14 protein-coding genes are annotated in these 21,333 nt (G+C 41.5%); 5 read left to right on the forward strand and 9 right to left on the reverse strand.

The window, feature by feature from the left end:
• Positions 1-49: 49 nt before the first annotated feature.
• The 7 genes from QTN47_RS01610 to QTN47_RS01640 all read right to left on the reverse strand — a co-directional run bounded on the left by QTN47_RS01610 (position 50) and on the right by QTN47_RS01640 (position 10,256).
• A complete protein-coding gene (locus tag QTN47_RS01610; protein ID WP_369327558.1) occupies positions 50-835 on the reverse strand; it encodes an ABC transporter ATP-binding protein in 786 nt (261 codons plus the stop codon).
• Entirely contained in the window at positions 836-1,657 is an 822-nt protein-coding gene (locus tag QTN47_RS01615; protein ID WP_369327559.1) for an MlaE family ABC transporter permease, read from the reverse strand.
• Between the two features lie 277 nt (positions 1,658-1,934).
• The gene (locus QTN47_RS01620) at positions 1,935-2,966 is read right to left on the reverse strand and encodes a sulfotransferase family protein (protein WP_369327560.1); all 1,032 of its coding nucleotides are present in this window, start codon (positions 2,964-2,966) and stop codon (positions 1,935-1,937) included.
• A 3-nt stretch (positions 2,967-2,969) separates the two neighbouring features.
• On the reverse strand, positions 2,970-4,175 hold the full coding sequence (gene chrA, locus QTN47_RS01625) for a chromate efflux transporter (protein ID WP_369327561.1): 1,206 nt from the start codon (positions 4,173-4,175) through the stop codon (positions 2,970-2,972).
• A gap of 31 nt (positions 4,176-4,206) precedes the next feature.
• Positions 4,207-5,640, reverse strand: coding sequence for an aryl-sulfate sulfotransferase (locus QTN47_RS01630; RefSeq protein WP_369327562.1), 1,434 nt, complete (start codon positions 5,638-5,640; stop codon positions 4,207-4,209).
• Between the two features lie 67 nt (positions 5,641-5,707).
• Positions 5,708-7,225, reverse strand: a complete 1,518-nt coding sequence (locus QTN47_RS01635) for a RagB/SusD family nutrient uptake outer membrane protein (protein WP_369327563.1) — start codon at positions 7,223-7,225, stop codon at positions 5,708-5,710.
• Between the two features lie 19 nt (positions 7,226-7,244).
• Positions 7,245-10,256 (reverse strand): SusC/RagA family TonB-linked outer membrane protein, encoded by a 3,012-nt coding sequence (locus QTN47_RS01640; RefSeq protein WP_369327564.1) that lies wholly within the window; start codon positions 10,254-10,256, stop codon positions 7,245-7,247.
• A 266-nt stretch (positions 10,257-10,522) separates the two neighbouring features.
• Here QTN47_RS01640 and QTN47_RS01645 point away from each other — a divergent pair, with 266 nt between their 5' ends.
• Entirely contained in the window at positions 10,523-13,612 is a 3,090-nt protein-coding gene (locus QTN47_RS01645) for a DUF5107 domain-containing protein (protein WP_369327565.1), read from the forward strand.
• A 228-nt stretch (positions 13,613-13,840) separates the two neighbouring features.
• On the opposite strand, the gene QTN47_RS01650 is transcribed toward QTN47_RS01645, so the two are convergent.
• A complete protein-coding gene (locus tag QTN47_RS01650; protein WP_369327566.1) occupies positions 13,841-14,776 on the reverse strand; it encodes a c-type cytochrome in 936 nt (311 codons plus the stop codon).
• Between the two features lie 1,095 nt (positions 14,777-15,871).
• On the opposite strand from QTN47_RS01650, the gene QTN47_RS01655 reads away from it, so the two are divergent.
• The 4 genes from QTN47_RS01655 to QTN47_RS01670 all read left to right on the forward strand — a co-directional run bounded on the left by QTN47_RS01655 (position 15,872) and on the right by QTN47_RS01670 (position 19,556).
• Positions 15,872-16,954, forward strand: coding sequence for a sensor histidine kinase (locus QTN47_RS01655; protein ID WP_369327567.1), 1,083 nt, complete (start codon positions 15,872-15,874; stop codon positions 16,952-16,954).
• 11 nt (positions 16,955-16,965) lie between these two features.
• Positions 16,966-18,069: a sensor histidine kinase gene (locus QTN47_RS01660; protein WP_369327568.1), complete on the forward strand. Its 1,104-nt coding sequence runs from the start codon at positions 16,966-16,968 to the stop codon at positions 18,067-18,069.
• A 3-nt stretch (positions 18,070-18,072) separates the two neighbouring features.
• On the forward strand, positions 18,073-18,846 hold the full coding sequence (locus QTN47_RS01665; RefSeq protein WP_369327569.1) for a LytR/AlgR family response regulator transcription factor: 774 nt from the start codon (positions 18,073-18,075) through the stop codon (positions 18,844-18,846).
• Between the two features lie 155 nt (positions 18,847-19,001).
• Positions 19,002-19,556 (forward strand): hypothetical protein, encoded by a 555-nt coding sequence (locus QTN47_RS01670; protein ID WP_369327570.1) that lies wholly within the window; start codon positions 19,002-19,004, stop codon positions 19,554-19,556.
• 375 nt (positions 19,557-19,931) lie between these two features.
• Here QTN47_RS01670 and QTN47_RS01675 read toward each other — a convergent pair whose 3' ends face one another.
• A complete protein-coding gene (locus tag QTN47_RS01675; RefSeq protein WP_369327571.1) occupies positions 19,932-21,326 on the reverse strand; it encodes a sulfatase family protein in 1,395 nt (464 codons plus the stop codon).
• Positions 21,327-21,333: the final 7 nt, after the last annotated feature.

Raw genomic sequence — 21,333 nt, forward strand, 5'->3', positions numbered from 1 at the left:
AGGTGCTTATATCGGTAAAGCAGTCTTGGGGCAAGCCTGTCTCCGAAGATTAAGCACTTCCGCCTTCGATAAAATTATAATTATAGAAGCTGTTGATTTCGTCGTTGTCTGAATCAAAAACTTCCTCAAAACTTCCCATTTTATTAAACTGCCCGTTAAGCATCACTGCTATGCGATCGCCCGTTGCTTTGGCGCAGGTGAGATCGTGTGTTATGATGATGGAGCTTGTATGATACAATTCCTGCACTTCGTTGATCAGGCTGTTAATATCTGCACTTGTTATTGGATCCAGCCCGGCTGTGGGCTCATCATAAAGCATGATCTCAGGGCGCAATATCAAGGTGCGGGCAATGCCAATACGTTTACGCTGACCACCGGATAGTTCGGACGGCATTTGATTGATCGCCTGCGACAACCCAACGTCTTCTAAAACCTGTTTTACTGCTTCTTCCACTTCGTCATCGCTAATGCCAGGTTTGTTCCTTGTAAGAGGGAATGCAAGATTTTCCCTTACCGTCATACTATCATACAGCGCACTATTTTGAAAGGAAAATCCAATTTTGAGCCGAAGTGCCTGCAACTCTTTTGTGTTTAGTTTATCCACTTCTTCACCCAGCACCTGCACGGTACCTTTATCGGGTTTCAAAAGGCCGGAGATGATTTTGATAAGCACGGATTTACCCGTTCCGGAGCGCCCCAGTACGACAACATTTTCACCTTTAAATAAATCCAGGTCAATGCCTTTCAGGACATGCAGGCTTCCAAAAGATTTGTAAAGATCCCTGATTGATATGACGGCTGTCGATCTGTCGATATGTGATATGTGCTTCTTCATTTATATCGGTCTGATTGCATTTACTATTTGAACGATGATAATTTCTTCAATGAAAATGAGAAACATGGATGCCACAACCGCTGAATTGGCAGCCCGGCCCACACCTTGTGTGCCCTGCGTAGCATTATAGCCGGTATAACATCCTGCCATGCCTATGGTAAAGCCAAATACTATGGCTCTGGTGACTGATGCAGAAATGTCAAGAAAAGTAATGCTCTGAAAAGCGTTATGGAAAAATGCCCGGAAACTTGTTAGTTCTTTACTGTGCACATCCAGGTAAGAGCCCATCATGCCCACAAAGGCTGTGTACATCATTAGCATTGGTAGCATGCAAGTGGTGGCAATCACCCTTGTTACTACAAGAAATTTAAATGGATTTGTTGCTGAAACTTCCATTGCATCAATCTGTTCGGTTACCCGCATGGAGCCAAGTTCTGCACCAATATTCGATCCTACTTTACCCGCTGCGATCAATGCGGTTACCAACGGTGCAAGCGCACGTATTATCGCGATGGAAATAAGCGATGGGAGCCATGAAGTAGCGCCGAATTCTGCGAGTGAAGGTCTTGATTGTTTGGTGAAAACCAGGCCTGTAATAAAACCTGTAAGAGAAATTAAAACGAGGGATTTGTATCCAACATAATAACACTGTCTGATAATTTCCTTAAAGTCGTATGGCGGAACAAAAGCTTCTTTAAAAAAACGCAGTATAAATTTGTAGATGTCATAAATCTTCATGGAGAACCGGTCAATGCGAGGCGAGAAAAGATGCGCTCCTTTTTTCCAGAGTTTGAATTTGCCTGATCCCGGTTCTTTTTTCATCCGCTTGTTTTTTGATTTCGAAAATTCATTTCCCTGCACTGTCTTTACTGCTATTAACGGCCTATTCATTTAACGATTCTGCAAAACTATTGTTTAGAGTTATGTAAAAAGAGTGCGGCATACAAACATCTTTCCTTCAGGAACTTCCGGTTCCTGAAGGAGTGTCGATAGTTATAAAAACAATTTATATACCAAGGGGCGGTACCGGCTTTAAATTACAGTAATCCGACAAAAAATGGTAGTTATTTTCTACAGAAGTGAAATTAGGAGCTCGGGTTTACACAGTCGCAGCCGTCTCAATTTGTGAAAGACGGTGCTTTAATTGATTGAGAAATGCGTCCTGGTTTTTTCGTTTTTCAATATCCTCTGGCTTTTGATTTGCCCTGGAATCATCTTTCATTTGTTTGTTCCGGGCTTTGAAAAGTGCAATTTCGTCCTTGGTGAATTTGCGGATCGTTTGGTCCGGGTAGTCGAGTGAATAACCAAGATTTAATAAGGTATCCCCGGCAACTGCCTCAAAAAGCCTGATTTCTTCCGGCTGTAACTCTTTCTTGTATTTATTGAAATTGGTGGCGATAACAGGTTTTTCTACGTTTTGCCACATAGCGCCGGATAAAGCAGTGTTTTTTGCTTCGTTTGATTGGTGGTATTGCATGGCCGATTCATCGTAAGAAATTCCGATAAATTCGCATAACCGGCGCATTTCACCTTCCGCATTTGCAATAAGATCTTCATACCGGATTTGGATCACCCGATGCCGGCCTATACGTTCAACCAATTGAAGGGAAAGATCCTGCTCAATTTTCCATTGCTGTGCAATGTAATAAATGTGTTTTTCTCCGACAATCGCTTTTTTAAAAGAACATGCAACATCCCGTCCGTCGCGGTACAGGTGGAGGTACAAAGGTTTTAGACCACTGCTTTCCAATTCATCTGTGTAGTGAATATTTGCCATGCTTTTACACATCCAGGCCGAAGCATTTTCGCTTTCAGCTTTTAGTTCATAGATCACCCTTGTTATTTCTGTAAGCAATGGCTGGTTGCAACGATTAATAATTTCATCGCGATTCAGGTCAACGCCGGTCCATGGCACGGGGTTGTATTCAACCAGCCTGCACACATCATCCACCAGTTGGGCAAAGTTTTGCTCAATAGTCAAATCTCCGTAAACCGGTAGCAAGGGCATAAAGCGTTCCAATATGTGCGGTGGATGCGGAGCCGAAAGTTCTTTCAACTGGTTAAGCATTAAACGCAGAAGGTTAGAGCCTGAACGCTGTGTGCCTATCATTTGTATTGCTGTAAAACGCATGATCTAAAAATTAAAAATGATTAAGCCTGCTATGCCCGCCAGCGGTATAAGATAAACGGGATTCATCTTAAAACGTATTACGGTAAACAGTGATGCTATGAATAAGATTAATGAAATCAATAATGTTGATTCTGTGCTGCGCAGAATTGTAACGGATGCCGCCATTATCATTCCCGTAACAGCGGGACTAAGTCCTTTAAAAATGCTTTTTATAACAGCGGAGTTTCTGATGTAAGTAATAAAGTGCGAACAGAAAATCATTAAAGCAGAAGCTGGTATAAAAATGGACAGTGTTGCCAATATGGCTCCCCACAATCCCTGCAATTTAAAGCCAATAAAAGTAGCGCTGATAAATATTGGTCCCGGCGTAATTTGTCCCATTGCAATTGCATCGGTAAATTCTTTTGTATTCAGCCAATGCATTCCATCAACAATAATTTTCTGCATGGATGGAATTACAACATAGCCTCCACCAAATTGAGTTAAACTAATGCCGGAAAACGTGAAAAGAATTTGTTTGGAAAGCAATAGCTTGTCAGTTGTAACCGGCGATGTAAATTGTATTATAGCAAAGATTGCCAATGCACAGACTGCCAATATTACCAAAGGCACGATCGTGCTTCTCAATACAGGTAGTCTATCACTTTTTGCGTTGGAAGTTTTTTCCGGTTGCGCATTGCGATACACTAACCAACCAGTGAAACCACTACATGCAATAAGGAGTAAAGTGGTTAAGTATGATTTTGAAAAAGCAGTCGCAATAAACGCAACTATTGCGATAGCTGTTTGTGTTTTGTCTGTAACATTCTTTTTCCACAGGCTAATGCCAACACTTACAATGATCGCTGCAACCGCAGGAAGCACGCCTTGAAAAAAATGCGTGAACGCGGGGATATTTCCATAACGGAGATAGATGTATGAAAGACCCAGCATAAAAATAAAACATGGCAGGAGAATGCCTGCAAAGCTTGCAATAGCGCCTTTTATCCCTCGCAGTCGGTAACCTATGAATGAAACTACATTAACAGCTACAGGGCCGGGAAGTACAGACGCAAGTGAGATGCCTTCAACAATAGTCTCCTGGTCAATCGTCTTATCCTTTTCACCCATTTGTTTCTGAATGACAGAAATAAGCGACATGAAGCCTCCCCAGGATGTGGATCCAATTTTAAGAAATGTGAAGAACAAATATTTGAGAGAAGGTTTCATTTTCTATTTTTGTTTGTCGCAATGGATTACGCTAGTTGACAATGTATGGTTCCAGCAATTCTTTAGGAATAAACTCTACCCTGTAAGGGAGCAAGCCTGTTTGTAGCAGCCACACGTAAATGCCGTTCATGTCCGTTAATACCACAGAGTTCTTTTTGGAACAGCATTGCAGGAGGTATTTATTTTCTAAAAGATAAGAGCTGCCCATTCGCTCATTATAGATGTCTGTGGGCAATTTAGTGTTGATGGCAATTTCTGCGCGTTTATTGGCTTCATCAAGCTTAAATGCCAGCGTTCTGGATTGACGTTTGCTTACGCCATTATCAAAAAACATTAATTCGCCACGGTTATTAATGTGAACACAGTGTGCCTGGTCAAATATGCCATCTTCGGGCATGGCAAAATCACCGTTCTTGCCAAACTTCCACATGAGTTTGCCAGTCTTCGCATTTATCTTCCAGATCTGTCCGTTGTTGTAAAATGAGATCAGGTAGTTGCCATCTTTGTCGAACGTTACACTGTTGGCATGCATCCAGTCTTTTTTTGTTTTCAGAATCTCATTGTCGGCAAGCGGATCAACATCGTCAAATACTGTCCATTTAAACACCTGTTTGCCTTGCCTGTCCAGCACCAATATCCCATCGCCTTTAACTGTATCTGCAATTCCGCCACCGCGCGAACGAAGATCAAAAGTTCTTTCCTCCACACATAACGTTACTACCTGGTTAGCCGGATTTAATAATATTTCGTGATGAATGGTTTGTTCAAAATCATTCATTCCTTTTTTTAGATGTAATAAAGTATCACCTGTAAGGGATACTTCCAGGATTTCATTACCATAACTTGTTTCATATTCATGTGAACCAAGAATGGATAACAATGTTTTGTTTTGGGTAAAATGAGCAACCTTAAAACCAGTGCCATTTACCTGGTGATACCAACGGATATCGCCTTTGTGATTGATGAGAAATAATATGCCGGGCTCGTCTCTTCTGTAGATCAGCATTGATCCTTCCTTAAAGCTGGCCGGAAGCTTTTCCGGTTGCGGGCATATGATCTTGAAAAACTCCTGGAACCACATAGGATAGGCCGGAGTGGAAAAATTGTAAGTTTTACTTTCTGCGCTGCAATCGTCTTTTTTTGTTACCACCCTGTACTCGTAGCGTTGTTGTGGCTGTAGATTAGTTAAAACAAATCTGTGACTGCTGTTTTGTTTTGAAACTGTGGACGTGAATATTTGGGCTGCGCTATCCGTTCTCCAGTACTCAATATAGGTATCAATGGGGGCGCTTGTTTTTACATCAACCTGTACTTTCAATGTATTGCGGCCGGGAGCGCTCAGGCCAATTTCGGTTACTTTATTCTTGCATTCATTGGTACAGGAACCCAGTAAAAATAAAAAAACAAAAGGGATGGCCTTTTGCAGATTGATGTTTTTTATTCCCAATATTTTCATAGTAGTCATCCTCACAATTTTTAAAGATATGGGTTAAAAGCCGAAACTTTTAACCCATATAGCGTTTAAAATTCCATTACTGTCTGTCAGCATTGCTCAGGTTTGGATTCAGATCCACCTGCGTTTGCGGATAAGTAAAGTATTTGTTTTTAGTAATATTGATAGCGGGATCTTTACCAATTGATTGCAAATATGCGTTGGTAACCTGTTGGTATTTATCCATACGGATCAGGTCAGCACGGCGCTTGCATTCAAAGAAAAATTCCCAGCCACGTTCCTGTAAAATAGCATCACGCAATGTTTCTTTTGAGAAAGAACCGGCATTACCCAGTGCTGTAGCATGAGAGCGGTTTTTAACCTGGTTGATCAGGTCAATGCTTTCGGCATTAGGACCGTTCAGTTCATTCAGCGCTTCAGCTCTGCAAAGCAATACATCTGCGTAACGCAAAATAGGAATACCGTGACCATCATAGTATGTCTTGGAGCCTGCGGGGTCAGCATATTTTTTCGTTGCTACATCCGGCAGGTAATAAGTGCCTGCGGGAGGCGTTGGCTGTCCCGGAATTGGCTGCACATAATGCAATCCATCAGAGCCTGTATAATCGTAGAAGAACATTTCACGGCGGTCATCATTCTTCGCATACGAATTCCAGAATGACCAGGAAACCGCATAATACTGCCATCTGTCAGTTACTATAGGATTCATCATTGGTCCAAAGTGGTTCATCAATTCTGTTGCATCATTCAGCGCGTTGGCCAGTGATGAGAAGATTGATTCAGAACACCATTTGTTATCTTCTGCGAATAAACCAGCATAAGTAGGAAACAGTGAATACTGATTTAAATCCATTACCTGTTTTGCCACATCAGCAGCTTTTTGCCACTCATGTCTGCGCATATGCAACTTGCAAAGCAATGTGAGCGCTGCGCCTTTTGTGGCACGCCCAACATCGTTGGTTGGGTAAATTTCCTTGCCTGCATAATTAACAGGCAGGTTTGCTGCAGCTTCTGTTAATTCAGTTATCAGGAATTGATCTATCTCTTCAACAGGTGTTACCGCAGGCTTTGATTCATAAGAAGGAGCTGCAACCTCCTTTTCTGTCATCAGAACAACAGGGCCCCATGCATCGGTCAGGTCCATATAGCTTAAAGCACGCAGAAATCTTACTTCAGAAGTGTACTGTTTTCTTTCTGCATCAGTAATTTTTCCGATCTGTGGAATGTAATACAGCGCATTGTTTGCATCTGAGATCAGCTTGTACATGTGCTGCCAGCCAAACGTAATGTACTTGTTGGTTGATGACCATTTTGCATCTGACAGCAAGGAGATATCGCCTTTCTGGCTGGAGTGCCCGATATCTGTTGTGAAGTCAGTGATCGTCATCTGGTAGCCGGCATAGTATTGATAAGAATCACTAACGCCGGATGGTTGCTTCAAACGCGCATACACCGCATTAACCGCAGCAACAGCATCGTCTTTTGTCTGAAACGCATTCTGATCTGTCAGCGAGCTGTATACCTTTGGTTCTACAAGCTTGTTACAGGATACGTTTAATATAAGTAAGGATGGAATTATAATTTTTGCCAGTTTCATTCTTTCTTCATTTAATGTGTTAGAAAGTTATTTTAGCACCGAAGGTTAATGTGCGGAAAGCAGGGAATGCGTTGAAGTCCAGACCTGCCGCCATGTTTGCGGTGTTGGCACTTGCTGTGCTTGCTGCTCCGTTGGTGTTAACTTCCGGATCTGTTCCTGAATAGCTTGTAATCGTGAATGCATTCTGCATGGATACATAGATCTTGAAGTTCTTGATCACATTTTTTGTCCATGGCAGGTTGTAACCTAAAGTGATCAGTTTACAACGTACATAGGAAGCATTCTCAACAAAACGTGAGTTGATGTATCCACCATATTTAGAACCGAAATAACCATCACGCGGAACATCGGTATTGTTGTTCTGCGGAGTCCAGCGGTTCAATGCATCAACACCTGTGTAAGTCTCCAGCAACAAACGGTTCATGTTGTACAGGTTGTAACCAAGCGCTCCCTGGAAGAAGATACCAAGCTCAAAACCTTTATACGCAAGATCATTGTTAAAGCCACCTACCCAATGAGGAGTAGTGTTGCCAAGATAAGCGCGGTCATTTGCGTCAATTACGCCATCTCCATTCAAATCCTTAAACTTAGGATCGCCGGCAACAGAAGCTGGCTGTGCATTGTATTTTTCGCCTGTTTTCACCACACCATCATACACATAACCGAAAATGGTACTTAGTTCTTTGCCAGGTTCCAGTTTGGTAAAGTCAGCAGCACCTACGCTTCCGTCAGGATTAGCAGTTTGAGTAATGATATAAGGACGACCTCCAAGGTTTACGCATTTTTGTTTGTTGTAAGCAATGTTAAATGAGCTGTTCCATCTGAAGTCTTTTGTGTTAATGTTCTCTGTGTTGATAGATAATTCAACGCCCTGGTTTTGAACTGAACCGGCATTAACTGTTTGTGAGCTAAAGCCCCACCATTGACCGATAGGAATGTCTAACAGCAGATCGTTTGTTTTCTTCTTATAGAAATCCAATGTGGCGTTGATGCGGCCGTTAGCAAAGCCCATATCAAGACCAACGTTGAATTGAGCAGTGCTTTCCCATTTAAGGTCAGGGTTAGCTGCACGAGTAGCAACAATACCGCCATAACTGTTATCACCATCGAGTGTAACGTTGGTTGGACCAAACGTTGCCATGTAAGAGTAAGGAGGAATACGGTCATTACCGGTTATGCCATAGCTCGCTCTCAGCTTAAGGTTAGAGAACACATTCATGTCTCTAATGAAGCTTTCATCACTTAACCTCCATGCTAGTGAACCTGAAGGGAAGTAGCCCCATCTGTGACTCTCTGCAAAGTTGCTGGATCCATCTGCCCTCAAAGTGAATGTAGCAAGATATTTGTCTTTGTAGCTATAGTTTAAACGGCCAAAGAAAGAAGCCATCTTGGTCTCAATCTTTGAGCTTGTTGATGCAATGCGCTCTGCTCCACCACCCAGGTTATTATAGAGGTATTGATCTGAAGTAAACTTCTGCACCTGTGTGTAATTGGCGTCGGAAAGATCTTTCTGCATGGAAAAGCCCGCCATTGCATTTATGTTATGAAAGCCGGCTATCTTTTTCTTGTAGGTGAAATAAGTCTCCAACAAATTACGTGTAGCCTGCAGGTTATTGATGCTTGCTTTACCTTTTACTTTTTCACCATCTACCAACGTAGTAGGGATGTATGTACCTTCTTTAGTAGTCACCTGCTCAGTTCCTATATTCAGTCTTAAAGAAAGTCCTTCAATAAACTGGTATTCACCATAAGCGTTTGCGCTTAATTTATTGATGAACCTGTCGTTGGTTGGCTCTAATAGCCAGGCCAACGGGTTATCCCTTCCCTTGCGTCTGTAGTAAGTACCGTCATCGTTGTAAGGTTTAATGGCAGGTGAACCATTCAGAATTCCGTAAACAACGTTTGATGGCACAATATTTCCGTCGTAAGTTTTGTAGTCAGAATTAGAGCGTGAGCTATAGATATTTGCGCCTACTTTAAAATCCTTGCTTACATCCTGGTCAACATTCACGCGGCCGCTATAACGGTTGAAGTTGGTATGCTTTAGGATACCGTCCTGCCCAAAATAGTTGCCGGAGATTGAGATGCGTGTTTTTTCGCTGCCAGCCCTGATGTTTATATCATGGTTTTGAAGACGGCCAGTTTGAGTGCCGAGTTTAAACCAATCCGTATTTACACCGCTGTTCAGTTCTGCATCAGAATATTCCGGAGGATTACCTTGTTCAGCAGCTTTTGCATTGGTAACATCCATAAATTGTTTGCCCGTCATCTTCGCAGGTTCCTTGGTAAAATTCTGCATACCATAGTATCCCTCATAAGAGACAATTGTTTTGCCTGCTTTACCTCTTTTGGTAGTGATCATGATAACACCGTTTGCACCGCGAGATCCATAGATGGCGGTTGCAGATGCATCTTTTAATACCTGGATATCTTCAATATCGCCTGGGTTAATGTCTATCCCAGTTTCGGAAGGAAACCCATCGACGATGTACAATGGCTCGTTGGTAGATTTGATTGAGTTTCCACCGCGGATGCGAATAGTTGTCTGACCACCCGGAGCCGCACTCGTCTGGCTCACCTGAACTCCTGAGGCACGGCCCTGTATGGCTTGTGCAGCATTAGAGGTAACACCACCAAGGTTTAATTGATCATGTGATACAGAAGCAATAGAACCGGTAAGGTCTTTTTTCTTCTGGGTACCATAACCAACAACAACCACATCTTCCAGTTTCTGGTTCGCTTCAACAAGTGTGATGGCTATGGTTGAATTGCCGGTTACTGATATGTCCTGATCCGCAAAACCAACGTAAGATGCGGATAAGGTTGTTTTGGAAGTAGGGGCTTTAATAGTGAATTTGCCCTGTTCGTTGGTAGTAACAATCGTTTTACTACCCTTTAACTGAATTGTAACACCTGGTAACGGATTGCCCTTGCTGTCTGTCACCGTTCCGGTTACATCCCTGGTTGCTGTTGTTTGCGCGTGCAGGCTGTTAAGCGAAACAATAGCAATCAACAAGCATAGTAGCTTCATGACGTTTCTCATTGCTGTTGTGGTTTTTTCTTAAAATAGATGTATGCTAACCGTCGTAAAATAGAAGTTTAATTTTTTACAAATTTTTGGTCAGAACATTGAATTTTGGGAAAATCAAATATCAAACGTTTGCATTTTTGACTCAAACGTTTGCGTGAATTTGCAGAAAATGAGCAAAAACAGGCTTTTTCAGCGATTTGCTTTCCTGTATTTATATAGCTTAGTGGTTGCTTTGTAAGGCTGTGCCTTATGTAAAACAAGTTTCAATGAGAAAACTAATTGTCTTTTGGCTAACGTGTTGCGGCTTTATGCAAGTTGCTGCTCAGCATGCTTCAACGGTAAAAGAATACAAAAAAGCTTTTACGACTTATCCGTTCTCGGATCCCAATCCAATTCCATTGCTTAATCATGTATACCCATATTTCAGGTATGATGGATTTACTGATAAAGCTGTTCAGAAAGAATGGAAAGTTGTTGAATTGGAAAACGATTATATCAAAGTGATGATATTACCTGAGATAGGAGGCAAGATTTGGGCAGCGATAGAAAAATCTACCGGCCAGCCTTTCTTCTATTATAATCATGCGATCAAATTTCGTGATGTTGCCATGCGTGGCCCGTGGACAAGTGGCGGGCTTGAAGCGAACTATGGCATAATAGGTCATACACCCAACTGTGCAACGCCTGTTGATTATGTTACGCGTACCAATGCAGATGGAAGTGTTAGTTGCATTATTGGTGTGCTGGATCTGCTCACCCGCAGCAATTGGCGCATGGAGATAAACCTGCCCAAAGACAAAGCTTATTTTTCTACAAAATCTTTCTGGTATAACTCCACACCGCTCGAGCAACCTTATTATCACTGGATGAATGGAGGTATTAAGGCTGCAGGCAATCTTGAATTCATTTATCTGGGAACGAAGTATATCGGGCACGGAGGTGAATACGCTGATTGGCCTGTGAATAAAGCGAATGGTAAAAAGATCAATTTCTACGAAGAAAATAATTTCGGCGGTTATAAATCGTATCACGTATTCGGAAAATATACCGACTTCTTTGGCGCTTACTGGCATGATGATGATTTTGGAATGGCTCGTTATGGAACGCATGACGATAAAGCAGGAAAGAAGATCTGGATCTGGGGCTTATCCCGCCAGGGAATGATCTGGGATAAATTGCTGACAGATACTGATGGTCAGTATGTGGAAGTGCAGTCCGGCAGATTGTTCAATCAGAATGCGGAGAACAGCACGTTCACGCCATTTAAGCACCGCAGTTTTTCTCCTTATGCAACAGATGTATGGACAGAGTACTGGTATCCCGTACTACATACAAAAGGGTTTGTTGAAGCCAATGAATACGGTGCGTTAAACTTAAAACATGAAAATGGCTGGCTGAAAATTTACTTTTCCCCGGTGCAGACAATTAATGACACGTTGCAGGTGAAGGATGGTGACAACCTCATTTATAATAAAGTAGTTCAGCTTTCTCCCTTGAAAGTATTTGTGGATTCAATAAAGATTTCGGCGAATGAAAATAAACTGGTTGCAACGCTTGGTGGCACTAAACTGGTTTACGAATCAGCCCCTGAAGCAAACGTGTTAAGCAGACCGGTAGACACGCCAAAGGACTTCGACTGGAACAGTGCGTATGGTTTGTTTCTGCAAGGCAAGGAATTGATGGATCAAAAAATGTTTCCTGCGGCAGAAGAAAAATTGAAGAAGTCGCTTGAAAAAGATCACAACTATCTTCCAGCTCTTGTGAAGATGGCGGAATTGCTCTTCCGTAACATGCGGTATACTGAAGCGCTTGAACTGGCTAAACGTGCCTTAAGTATTGATACGCATGCTGGCGATGCAAATTATTATTATGGGTTGGTCAACGCGCAACTCGGTAATGTAGTTGATGCAAAAGATGGTTTTGATATTGCTGCGTTATCGCCAGAATACCGCAGTGCAGCATATACTGCATTGGCTAAAGTCTACCTGAAAGAAAAGAATGCTGATAAAGCATTGATGTATGCAATAAGAGCTGTTGATTACAACAGGTTTAATATTGATGCATTACAAATGCAGGCAGTAATATTCCGTCAGCTAAATAATAAGGAAAAGGAAAATGAAGTGTTATCCACCATTTTGGGATACGACCCATTAAACCATTTCGCTTCTTTTGAAAAATATCTTTTGCAGCCTACGAGCGACAACAAGGCAAATTTTGTAAACTCCATAAGAAATGAATTGCCGCAGGAAACATTTGCTGAACTGGCTGTTTGGTATTATAACGTGGGTTGTATTGAGGAAGCTAAGCAGGTATTCACGTTGTCACCTGCTTCTGCGGAAGCCAGCTACTGGTTGGCATATTTGACCGGGAAAAAAGTAGATGCCGGAAATATCAATCCTAATCTCGCATTTCCTTTCAGGTCTGAAACTGCAGCAGTTTTGGAAGATCTTCTGAAAAATCAAAATGACTGGCTGCTAAAATATCATTTGGCACTTATTTATAAAGACAGGAACAGAATTGATGAATGTAAGAAGTTGCTGGCTGCTTGTGGCAGAGAGCCTTCTTTTGCGCCGTTTTATGTTGTTCGTGCAGGAGTTATTAAAGACGCAGATGCAGCACAAAGTCTTGCCGACTTGCAAAAAGCAGCAAGCCTTGATGCGCACTGGAGATACCAGAAGCTTTTAGCCGAATATTATATCGCCCGCCAGGAATATGAAAAGGCACTTGCTGTTACTTCTGCTTATTATAAAGCAGATCCAAACCAGTATATCATGGGCATGCTTTATGCCAAAACCTTGCTGCTAAACAAACAGTATGCTGCCGCCGATGACATTCTTACTAAGTTGAATGTGATTCCATTTGAAGGGGCGACAGAAGGGCGTGAACTATATCGTGAGGCTAAGCTGATGCAGGCCGTGCAATTGATTAAGGAAAAGAAATACAAACAGGCATTGATATTTGTAAATAAGGCAAAAGAATTCCCCGAAAACCTTGGTGTTGGTAAACCTTACGACGCTGACATTGATGTAAGACTGGAAGATTGGTTGACTTATCTCTGTCTCACCAATACCGGCAAAAAGAATGATGCAACTGCTTTATTGCAAAAAATAACTTCATTCGAGCCAAAGGTGGATAATACCGTGCGCAATTTTATGCCATCCAACGCAATCATTACCGCCTGGGCATATGAAAAACTAGGTGAGAAAGAGAAAGGATTGCAATGGCTCAACGATCAGTTAAAAGCATTCCCTGAGAATAAACTCATCCAATGGAGCAAAGATATCGCTGAAGGTAAAGCCTCATCACTAACTTCCGCTGAGAAAGATGCCGGTGTAAGAGTAATTGAAGCGCTATAAAAACAAGCTTAAAGCCTAAAGCCCAAAGCTTAGAACTTTGGGCTGGCTTCATTTGTGTTTTTAGTTAATAATAGATTGGAATAAACGTACAACGTACAACTCCTCCATCAGTTTTAGGCTTTAAGCTTTGGGTTTTAAGCTTTCTTCTTCTCAATAAACGTACAACGTATAACTTATAACGTACAACTCGGTTTTAGGCTTTAAGCTTTGGGCTTTAAGCTTGCTTCTTCACGACTGCTTAGACGTTTTTGCAGGTTTTACGGTACGTAAGAAAGTATATATTGCTTTTAGCTCAGTGTCGCTCATGCGTTTAAAAGAGTTCCAGGGCATCTCGCTGTAAGAAATTTTCTTTCCTTCTCTGAATCGGCTGATAAAATCTTCCTGGCTCCAGTCAGAGATTCTTCCGGTTGAATCGGGTGTGAGGTTTGGCGGTGAAAGTTGCATCTTCGGATCAGGCCCCATTGGTCCGCCGCCGGCGAATGGTTCTCCTACAAATCTACCAATCCCATCTCTCATCGTGTGGCAACCATTACAATTGGCTACATTTATCGCCAGGTATTTACCATATTCAGCGCTGGTGTCTTTCTTAATTTGCTTCAGCACTTCACCCGCTGGTCCAACAGGCTTGATCAAAAAAGCCTTAATCATATTACCCATTACATTCAGATCATGATCGGGAACCTTGTTGCTTACCGGTTTTAATGTGCGTAAATAAGATATTACCGCGGTAAGATCTTCATCACTCATATTATGAAACGGCATAAAGTCGTACATGACAGTACCGTTGGGATGTACGCCATAACGTAAGGCACGTGCAATTTCTTCGTCTTTAAAGTTGCCTATGCCTGTAGTTTTATCAGAGGTAATATTCCTTGTGTATATTTTACCGAAAGGAAGGTCGAATACTACGCCACCTGAAAGTGGTACTTCCTGTCCAAGTTTTATCAATGAATCTGAATTTGATTTACTGTGGCAGTCGGCACAGTGTGCTGGCCCAAAAACCAGGTTCTTTCCGGTCGCAATAATTGTGCTGTCTTTGCTTGCATGAATTGCGGGGTAAGGAGCGTCGTAGTGAACATTTTGCCTCGTAACGGTTAGGATTGCAATGATCAGAATCAGCATAAGCAATACGATTCCGGTCCACTTGAAAATTTTCTTGATCATACAGGTGTTTAGTGTTGTTTGGTTAACGTTTTTTAATGGTTCGGATAATAAATCTGAGATTGTCTTTGCCGGTTGAAGGGTTAGGGCTACCCGGCTTTCATCTCATTTTTCATCCAACATGTTTTTTAGGTTAGGGTTGATGTCTTCTTTCGTTGCTATTTCCGTTCTTTCGTTTTCAAAATAATTTCTACGTTAAATAAGGTTTAGTGTTGACTGCATCGAATTTTACAGTGCTTAGGGTTGAAAAAGGGATACTTTGTTCCGGAGGTTCAGGATTTAGTTTTTTAAGTGCCGGTTGAATATCCCAATTCTTATTCATCGCTTTTTTTAGGTTTGGGTCGAATTTGTCCGCGTTTAGTCCCGTTCAATTGTATCTTTTATCATCTGTTCTTCGTTCGTTTTTCAATGGTTTCCGGAGAGAGAAAACTGAGCCACTTATTGTTCCATCTCAGGGTTTAAGGTTTCCGGTGTCTCGCTCAGTTTTTTCGCATCCAGGGTCTTTTTATTTTTTAAGTTCGGGTTGATCTTGTTTAGGGATGAGTGAAATAAAGATTTCTCTTTTTGCGCCCTCTCACTCATCCGTTACCAGTTCTTTAAAGGGTCTGGTTTGAAAATGTAGGGTTTAGTTCGATTGATGACGCAAAGCTAGCACGCGGGACATCATGTGAAAAGTACATAACGTATGAATGGTGAAAAGTGCGGTATGAATTGCATATATTATGTAGGAATTGTTGAAATCCTTACTGGTAAAGGGTTTCAGGTGTGATTAATCTTTTTTGAGTGTGTGATTTTTCACATAAGCCTGGTGTGTTTTTTACTCTAAAGGGGCGTTATCCTGTTCAGGTAAATCGCCGATCCGCGGTTTTTCGATGTCTGATCTACTTAAATCAGATTCGCGTTTATTCATTCAGGCAGGGAGTTTGCATTTTAACCTTACGCCTCACGCCTTATACCTCACTCCTTATCCCTCACACCCTATACCTGGGCCAAAACGCTGCCAGTGCACAGTTCATCCCCATAAATGCTCAATTGATGCGTTGTTTCTGTTCGTGACATGTAAAAATGCACTAACTTGTTAATACAACCCATGATAGAATGGCTAGCTTATTTCAACATCGCATAAAATTACCCCAGTACACCCGGCAGGATAAATGGATCTTTCTCTGTGTAATGCCCATTATTGTTATAGTACTTAACATGGTTCTTTTAAAGAAGACATATTTTTCAAGCCTTAAGAACTTTTTGCTTGGCAGTATGATCATCTTTTTATTGATAGGGTCAATGTGGCAATTGTTCACACGTATTGCAATTTATTTTCGCGACAAATTTCCTACAGGGTCCAAAACAGCGCAGCGGTTGTGTACTTCTATTATATGTTTTGTCTTCATAACAGATGTTGTTATCACGCTTATCTTCTGGTTATATAACCAGTTACATTTAACACCTAAACCTTTATCTCTGAAAAGTTACCTGTGGTCATTGTTGTTTGGTTTTCTTATAAACGTGTTTGTAACATTCCTGCATGAAGGTGTTTCCGCTTTTGAAAAATGGAGAATCACTTTTGTAGAGACCGATCAGTTAAGAAAGGAATATGTAAAAGGAAAATTGCTTGGATTAAAAGGGCAGTTAAATCCTCACTTTCTTTTTAACAGTTTCAATTCTTTGTCAAGCCTTATTAATGAGAATACAGAAAAAGCCGAGCAGTTCCTGAATGAAATGAGTAAGGTGTTTTCTTACATGCTCAGCAGTCAGCACGAGCACCTCGTTACGCTTACAACTGAATTACAATTTTTGCAATCGTATTACTATCTTCTTAAAGAGCGGTATGGTGACGCTTTTCATCTGGATGTAGATGTATTACGTGAACACGAGGATTGGTATCTGCCGCCTTTTACTTTACAGTTGCTGCTGGAAAATACAATAGGCGGAAATGTAATATCCAAAGATGTTCCGCTGTACATAAGTATAACGACTTTACACAATGGATGGCTTGAAATTAGTAACAGTATTCACGAAAGAGAAGGAGAGGAGAGTGTGCAGGATAGTGAAGGGTTAATAAATATCACCAACAAGATAAGATTGCTCACAAGACAAACAATGTTCGTGAATCACTCGATTGATTGCCGCACCATACGGTTGCCTTTGTTGAATAAGAACGAAATGAGTATTGCTGTATAAAGAAAGAAAAGATGAAAAGCTGGATGAAACCTTCCCGTGTTGAATGGATATCATTCATTGTTCTGATGCCGGTCATCGATCTGCTGCTGAATTACCTTTTGTTTGGCGAGCGGTTATGGTGGGAGCCGGACATTTGGCTGTACTCCGGAACGCTGGTTTTTGTGCAGGGCTTTTGTTCCTGGTATTTGCACGTACTATCTATGCACTGGCTCCGCGTTAAATATCCGCAGTTGAATCAAACAACGTTAAGAGTTGCCATACTTGTTCCGCTGCATATCAGTCTCATATTTCTCACCTTTGCCATGTTGTTCTATGGCTACGACAGGTACAATTTTCTAGGTTATAAGTTAAATGAGGATAACCTACGGCTCGCGTTTTACATGGCGATTGCACTGACAGCTATTGCTACAACTTTGTGGGAATCTGAATACTCGCTTAAGAAGTATAAGGAAAGCATGAAGGAGAAAGAGCAGGTGCAACAATTGGCAATTGAACAGGAGTTTGAAACACTGAAAAACCAGGTGAATCCACATTTTTTATTTAATTGCTTCAATACCCTTTCGTCGCTGATTACGGAAGATCCCGGGCAGGCTGATGCGTTTTTGAATGAGTTGAGTAAGGTATATCGCTACTTGCTGAATAATATCGAAGAAAAGCTAACCACACTTGAAAAGGAATTGGCATTTATTGAATCATTCTTCAGTCTTTTGAAAACACGATACGGAAGTGCCATTGAGTTACACGTAGATGTTGAGGCCAAATACAGGCATCATTTAATTCCTTCCTTAAGCCTGCAATTGTTGATTGAAAATGCAGTAAAGCACAATATTATTTCAAAACATCAGCCACTGGAAATTGAGGTTTTTGTTGAAGATGAAAAGTTGATGGTGGAAAACAATCTGCAGCGTAAAATAATCAAAGCTGTTTCCCACAATATTGGATTAAAAACTATAAAAGCAAAATATGAACTGTTGAAGAAGACCGGTTTTTCCGTAATGGATGACGGTGAACGTTTTAAAGTAGCATTACCCCTGATCTCTTTAGAAAAAGAAGAATCCGGACAGGCGATGAAACATAAACTGGACAAGAAAAAGTTTAACCAGGTAAAAATGTAATGTATGAAAATTTTGATTGTAGAAGATGAAGACCTTGCTGTAAAGAAGATACGTAAAACACTGGCTGATGTGGATGCGGACGCAGAAGTGGTGGGCGTAACAGATAGCATTAAGACCAGCGTGGAATGGCTGCGTAACAACCCTTCTCCTGATCTGATTCTGATGGATGTAGAGCTTTCTGATGGACAGAGTTTTGAGATCTTTAGCCGGTTGGATGTTAAAAGTCCGGTGATATTTACAACCTCTTACGATGAATTTGCACTGAAGGCATTTAAAGTGAACAGCGTTGATTATCTGCTGAAACCTATTCAAAAAGAAGATCTCGACAAAGCCTTGCTGAAATACAGGCAGCTAAAAACGCTTTACGCGGAGAACACTGCATCGGTAAATGTTGATAGTATCGTGCAGGAGATTAAACAAAAATTGCAACCGAAGGAATACCGTAAACGTTTTCTCGTGAAAAGTGGGCAACGGTTGGTATCAGTAGATGTTGAAGAGATTGCATTCTTCTTCAGCGATGGAAGACTTAATTTCTTCAAGACTTTCGATAACAAGAAATATGTTGTTGATTATACGATGGATGAGCTGGAAGATATGCTGGATAAGCAAAAGTATTTCCGCATAAGCCGTTCATTTTACGTGTCTATTAACAGCGTAGAACAGATTCATGATTACTTCGGCAACAGGTTGTTATTGAACGTGAAGCCTGCTGTAGAGAAAGAAGCAATTGTAAGCCGCGAAAAAGTGGCTGATTTTAAAAAATGGATGGGCAAATAATTTGCTCATCCGTTTTAGCCCGCAATTGATACGCTGAAAAACTCCGTTCATACATAAGTGCGTTGTACGTTAGTGATGCCCGTGCTAATTTTACGCCGCATTTAAAACACCAGGGTATTAAACCCTGTTCAATACTAAACCTTAAAAAATAGAAAATGAAGAAGACAGCTCTAAGCCTCGTGCTTTGTGTGGTGGTATTTTTAGGCGCCTGCCAGAAAAAAGAAACAACCGCTCCCTCCGGCGGTGACAATGGATCCGGAGCTCCCACGCCCGCCTTTCTCCAGGGGAAATGGTTACACGGAAATTTTGCAATGGCGAGTTATTGGGCCTATGACGGGAGTTATCAGGGTAATCCGTTTGAACAATCTGTGGCCTTTAATTTTTTGCCTGGTAGCCGTTATGAGTTCTTTTATATTGGGAGAACCAAAGATTATAATGGCTGTGCAACAGATGGTTTGTCGTACTTCAAAGGGACCATTAAGTTTAACACGGCAGAAAATTCTTTTGAAGTACATCCAACTGAAGGTCATTTTAAAGGCTTCTATACCTGCGCTTCAAACCGCAATTTTGATCGTGCTGCCAAGCCGGACGAATTAAATGTATCCACCTTTTATTATTCGCTTGAAGAGCAAAACGGAATGCAATATGTGCGGATCAGCCAGACCAGGAATGATCAATACGCGAGCTATTTTAAAAGCACGACATGGTAAGTACGAAGTACTTGAGTGTAACAGGCTCAATTATTCTGACATCTTAATGACGCGTATATTTTATCAATAAATATTTTAATTCTGTTTTGTCTTGTTTTTTTTTGAAGAGGAAAGAATGGAGGCGGCGAAAGCCGTCTCCTTCGTATTTATAGAAAGTTGTTGTTAATAATCGCCGGAGGCGATAAAGTAAGTTGGGGAGGCTTAGAAGCTTCGCAGAGCGCATCGCAATTGTTTGAATGCTCCCGCGAAACTTCCAGGCTTCGTGATCTTACTATGTCGCCTCCGGCGACTTTAATTTAATTATAATATAATCTGTTTATAAAATAAACTACTACAAAAAAAACTGCGAGGCATTGACCTCGCAGTTTTTTTAAGTTATTTTCCTACAACAGCATCAAACAATGGTGGCGCAGGCACAACCGTTGCAATCTGCTTTTCATATTCTTTTTTCAGGTCCTCAACAATATCCGGATGAAGTTTGCTTACATCATATTTTTCGGATGGATCATTGTCGAGATTATAAAGCAGCGGCGTCTCATGCTTTTCCGGTGCAACAGGTGAATAGGATGGATGCGTAGTAAAATGTGCCTTCCATGATCCCTTACGGATAGCGTAAAGATTATTGCTTTCATAGTAATAAATAATATTTCTTACGTTTTTACTTTCTCCTGTGAGTAGCCCGGAAATATTAACGCCATCATAAGGTCTGTCTGTCGGCGCTTGTACTCCCGCCCATTGAAGAATGGTAGGGAAAAGATCAAGGCTTGTTGCCAGTTCGGTTGAGATTGCATTGGCTTTCACCTTGCCGGGCCACCATGCAATGGCAGGCACGCGCATGCCGCCTTCATAAGTAGATCCTTTTCCTTCAAAAAGCAATCCTGCAGAACCTCCGTGATCTTTTTGTATAAGCCAGGGGCCGTTATCACTCAGAAAGATGACAAACGTGTTTTTGTCTAGTTTTAACTCTTTCAGAGTTGATATTATTTTGCCTACGCTCCAGTCCAGCTCTTCAACAACATCACCATAAAGTCCTCTTTTGCTTTTGCCTTTAAAATCACTCGATGCATACAATGGTGTATGCGGGAAGTTGCTTGGATAATAAAGAAAGAAAGGTTTGTCTTTGTTCTCTTTTATAAAGTTTACAGCTTCGCTTGTATAACGTTTGGTAAGCAGGGTTTGATCCGGCTCTTCTTCAATTACCTGGTCGTTCTTAAATAGTGGTAATGGTGGATTTTTAATTGAAGCCGTCAGTCTTTTAATATCTTCTCTTGTTGTATCGGTTGTAAACACTTTACCCATATCGTTGGAGTATGGCGTTCCGAACCAATAGTCAAATCCCTGTTTGGTCGGAATATATTGCGGTAAATGTCCCAGATGCCATTTTCCAATAATGCCTGTATGATAACCTCTGGTTTTAAGCGCCTCGGCTATAGTTACTTCGTCAAGGGGCAGTCCGTTGGCTGAGTTGGTTCGGAAGACAACATTCTTTCCATACATGCCATTTCTTACCGGCAACCTTCCTGTCAACAGTCCGGCTCTGCTGGGGCTGCACACATTGGCTGCCACATAAAATTGTGTAAAACGGGTGCCTTCGATTGCCAGCTTATCCAGGTTGGGTGTTCGTATAGTAGGGTGACCAAAAGACCCGAGATCGCCGTAGCCGAGGTCATCTGCAAGAATAATGATGAAATTGGGCAATTTGCTTTGCGACCAGCCAATGCTGTGGCTAGCCAACACTAAGGCGATCGCGAGTATTTTTTTAAGATGCATTTGATTG

Origin of the sequence: Danxiaibacter flavus, assembly GCF_041060425.1 — a bacterium.
In the GTDB taxonomy this organism is placed as follows: domain Bacteria; phylum Bacteroidota; class Bacteroidia; order Chitinophagales; family Chitinophagaceae; genus Danxiaibacter; species Danxiaibacter flavus.

Coding starts and splice junctions, on each gene's coding strand:
- QTN47_RS01610 (WP_369327558.1), bottom strand. CDS start 835: ATGAAGAAGCACATATCACATATCGACAGATCGACAGCCGTCATATCA.
- QTN47_RS01615 (WP_369327559.1), bottom strand. CDS start 1,657: ATGAAAAAAGAACCGGGATCAGGCAAATTCAAACTCTGGAAAAAAGGA.
- QTN47_RS01620 (WP_369327560.1), bottom strand. CDS start 2,966: ATGCGTTTTACAGCAATACAAATGATAGGCACACAGCGTTCAGGCTCT.
- chrA (WP_369327561.1), bottom strand. CDS start 4,175: ATGAAACCTTCTCTCAAATATTTGTTCTTCACATTTCTTAAAATTGGA.
- QTN47_RS01630 (WP_369327562.1), bottom strand. CDS start 5,640: ATGACTACTATGAAAATATTGGGAATAAAAAACATCAATCTGCAAAAG.
- QTN47_RS01635 (WP_369327563.1), bottom strand. CDS start 7,225: ATGAAACTGGCAAAAATTATAATTCCATCCTTACTTATATTAAACGTA.
- QTN47_RS01640 (WP_369327564.1), bottom strand. CDS start 10,256: ATGAAGCTACTATGCTTGTTGATTGCTATTGTTTCGCTTAACAGCCTG.
- QTN47_RS01645 (WP_369327565.1), top strand. CDS start 10,523: ATGAGAAAACTAATTGTCTTTTGGCTAACGTGTTGCGGCTTTATGCAA.
- QTN47_RS01650 (WP_369327566.1), bottom strand. CDS start 14,776: ATGATCAAGAAAATTTTCAAGTGGACCGGAATCGTATTGCTTATGCTG.
- QTN47_RS01655 (WP_369327567.1), top strand. CDS start 15,872: ATGGCTAGCTTATTTCAACATCGCATAAAATTACCCCAGTACACCCGG.
- QTN47_RS01660 (WP_369327568.1), top strand. CDS start 16,966: ATGAAAAGCTGGATGAAACCTTCCCGTGTTGAATGGATATCATTCATT.
- QTN47_RS01665 (WP_369327569.1), top strand. CDS start 18,073: ATGAAAATTTTGATTGTAGAAGATGAAGACCTTGCTGTAAAGAAGATA.
- QTN47_RS01670 (WP_369327570.1), top strand. CDS start 19,002: ATGAAGAAGACAGCTCTAAGCCTCGTGCTTTGTGTGGTGGTATTTTTA.
- QTN47_RS01675 (WP_369327571.1), bottom strand. CDS start 21,326: ATGCATCTTAAAAAAATACTCGCGATCGCCTTAGTGTTGGCTAGCCAC.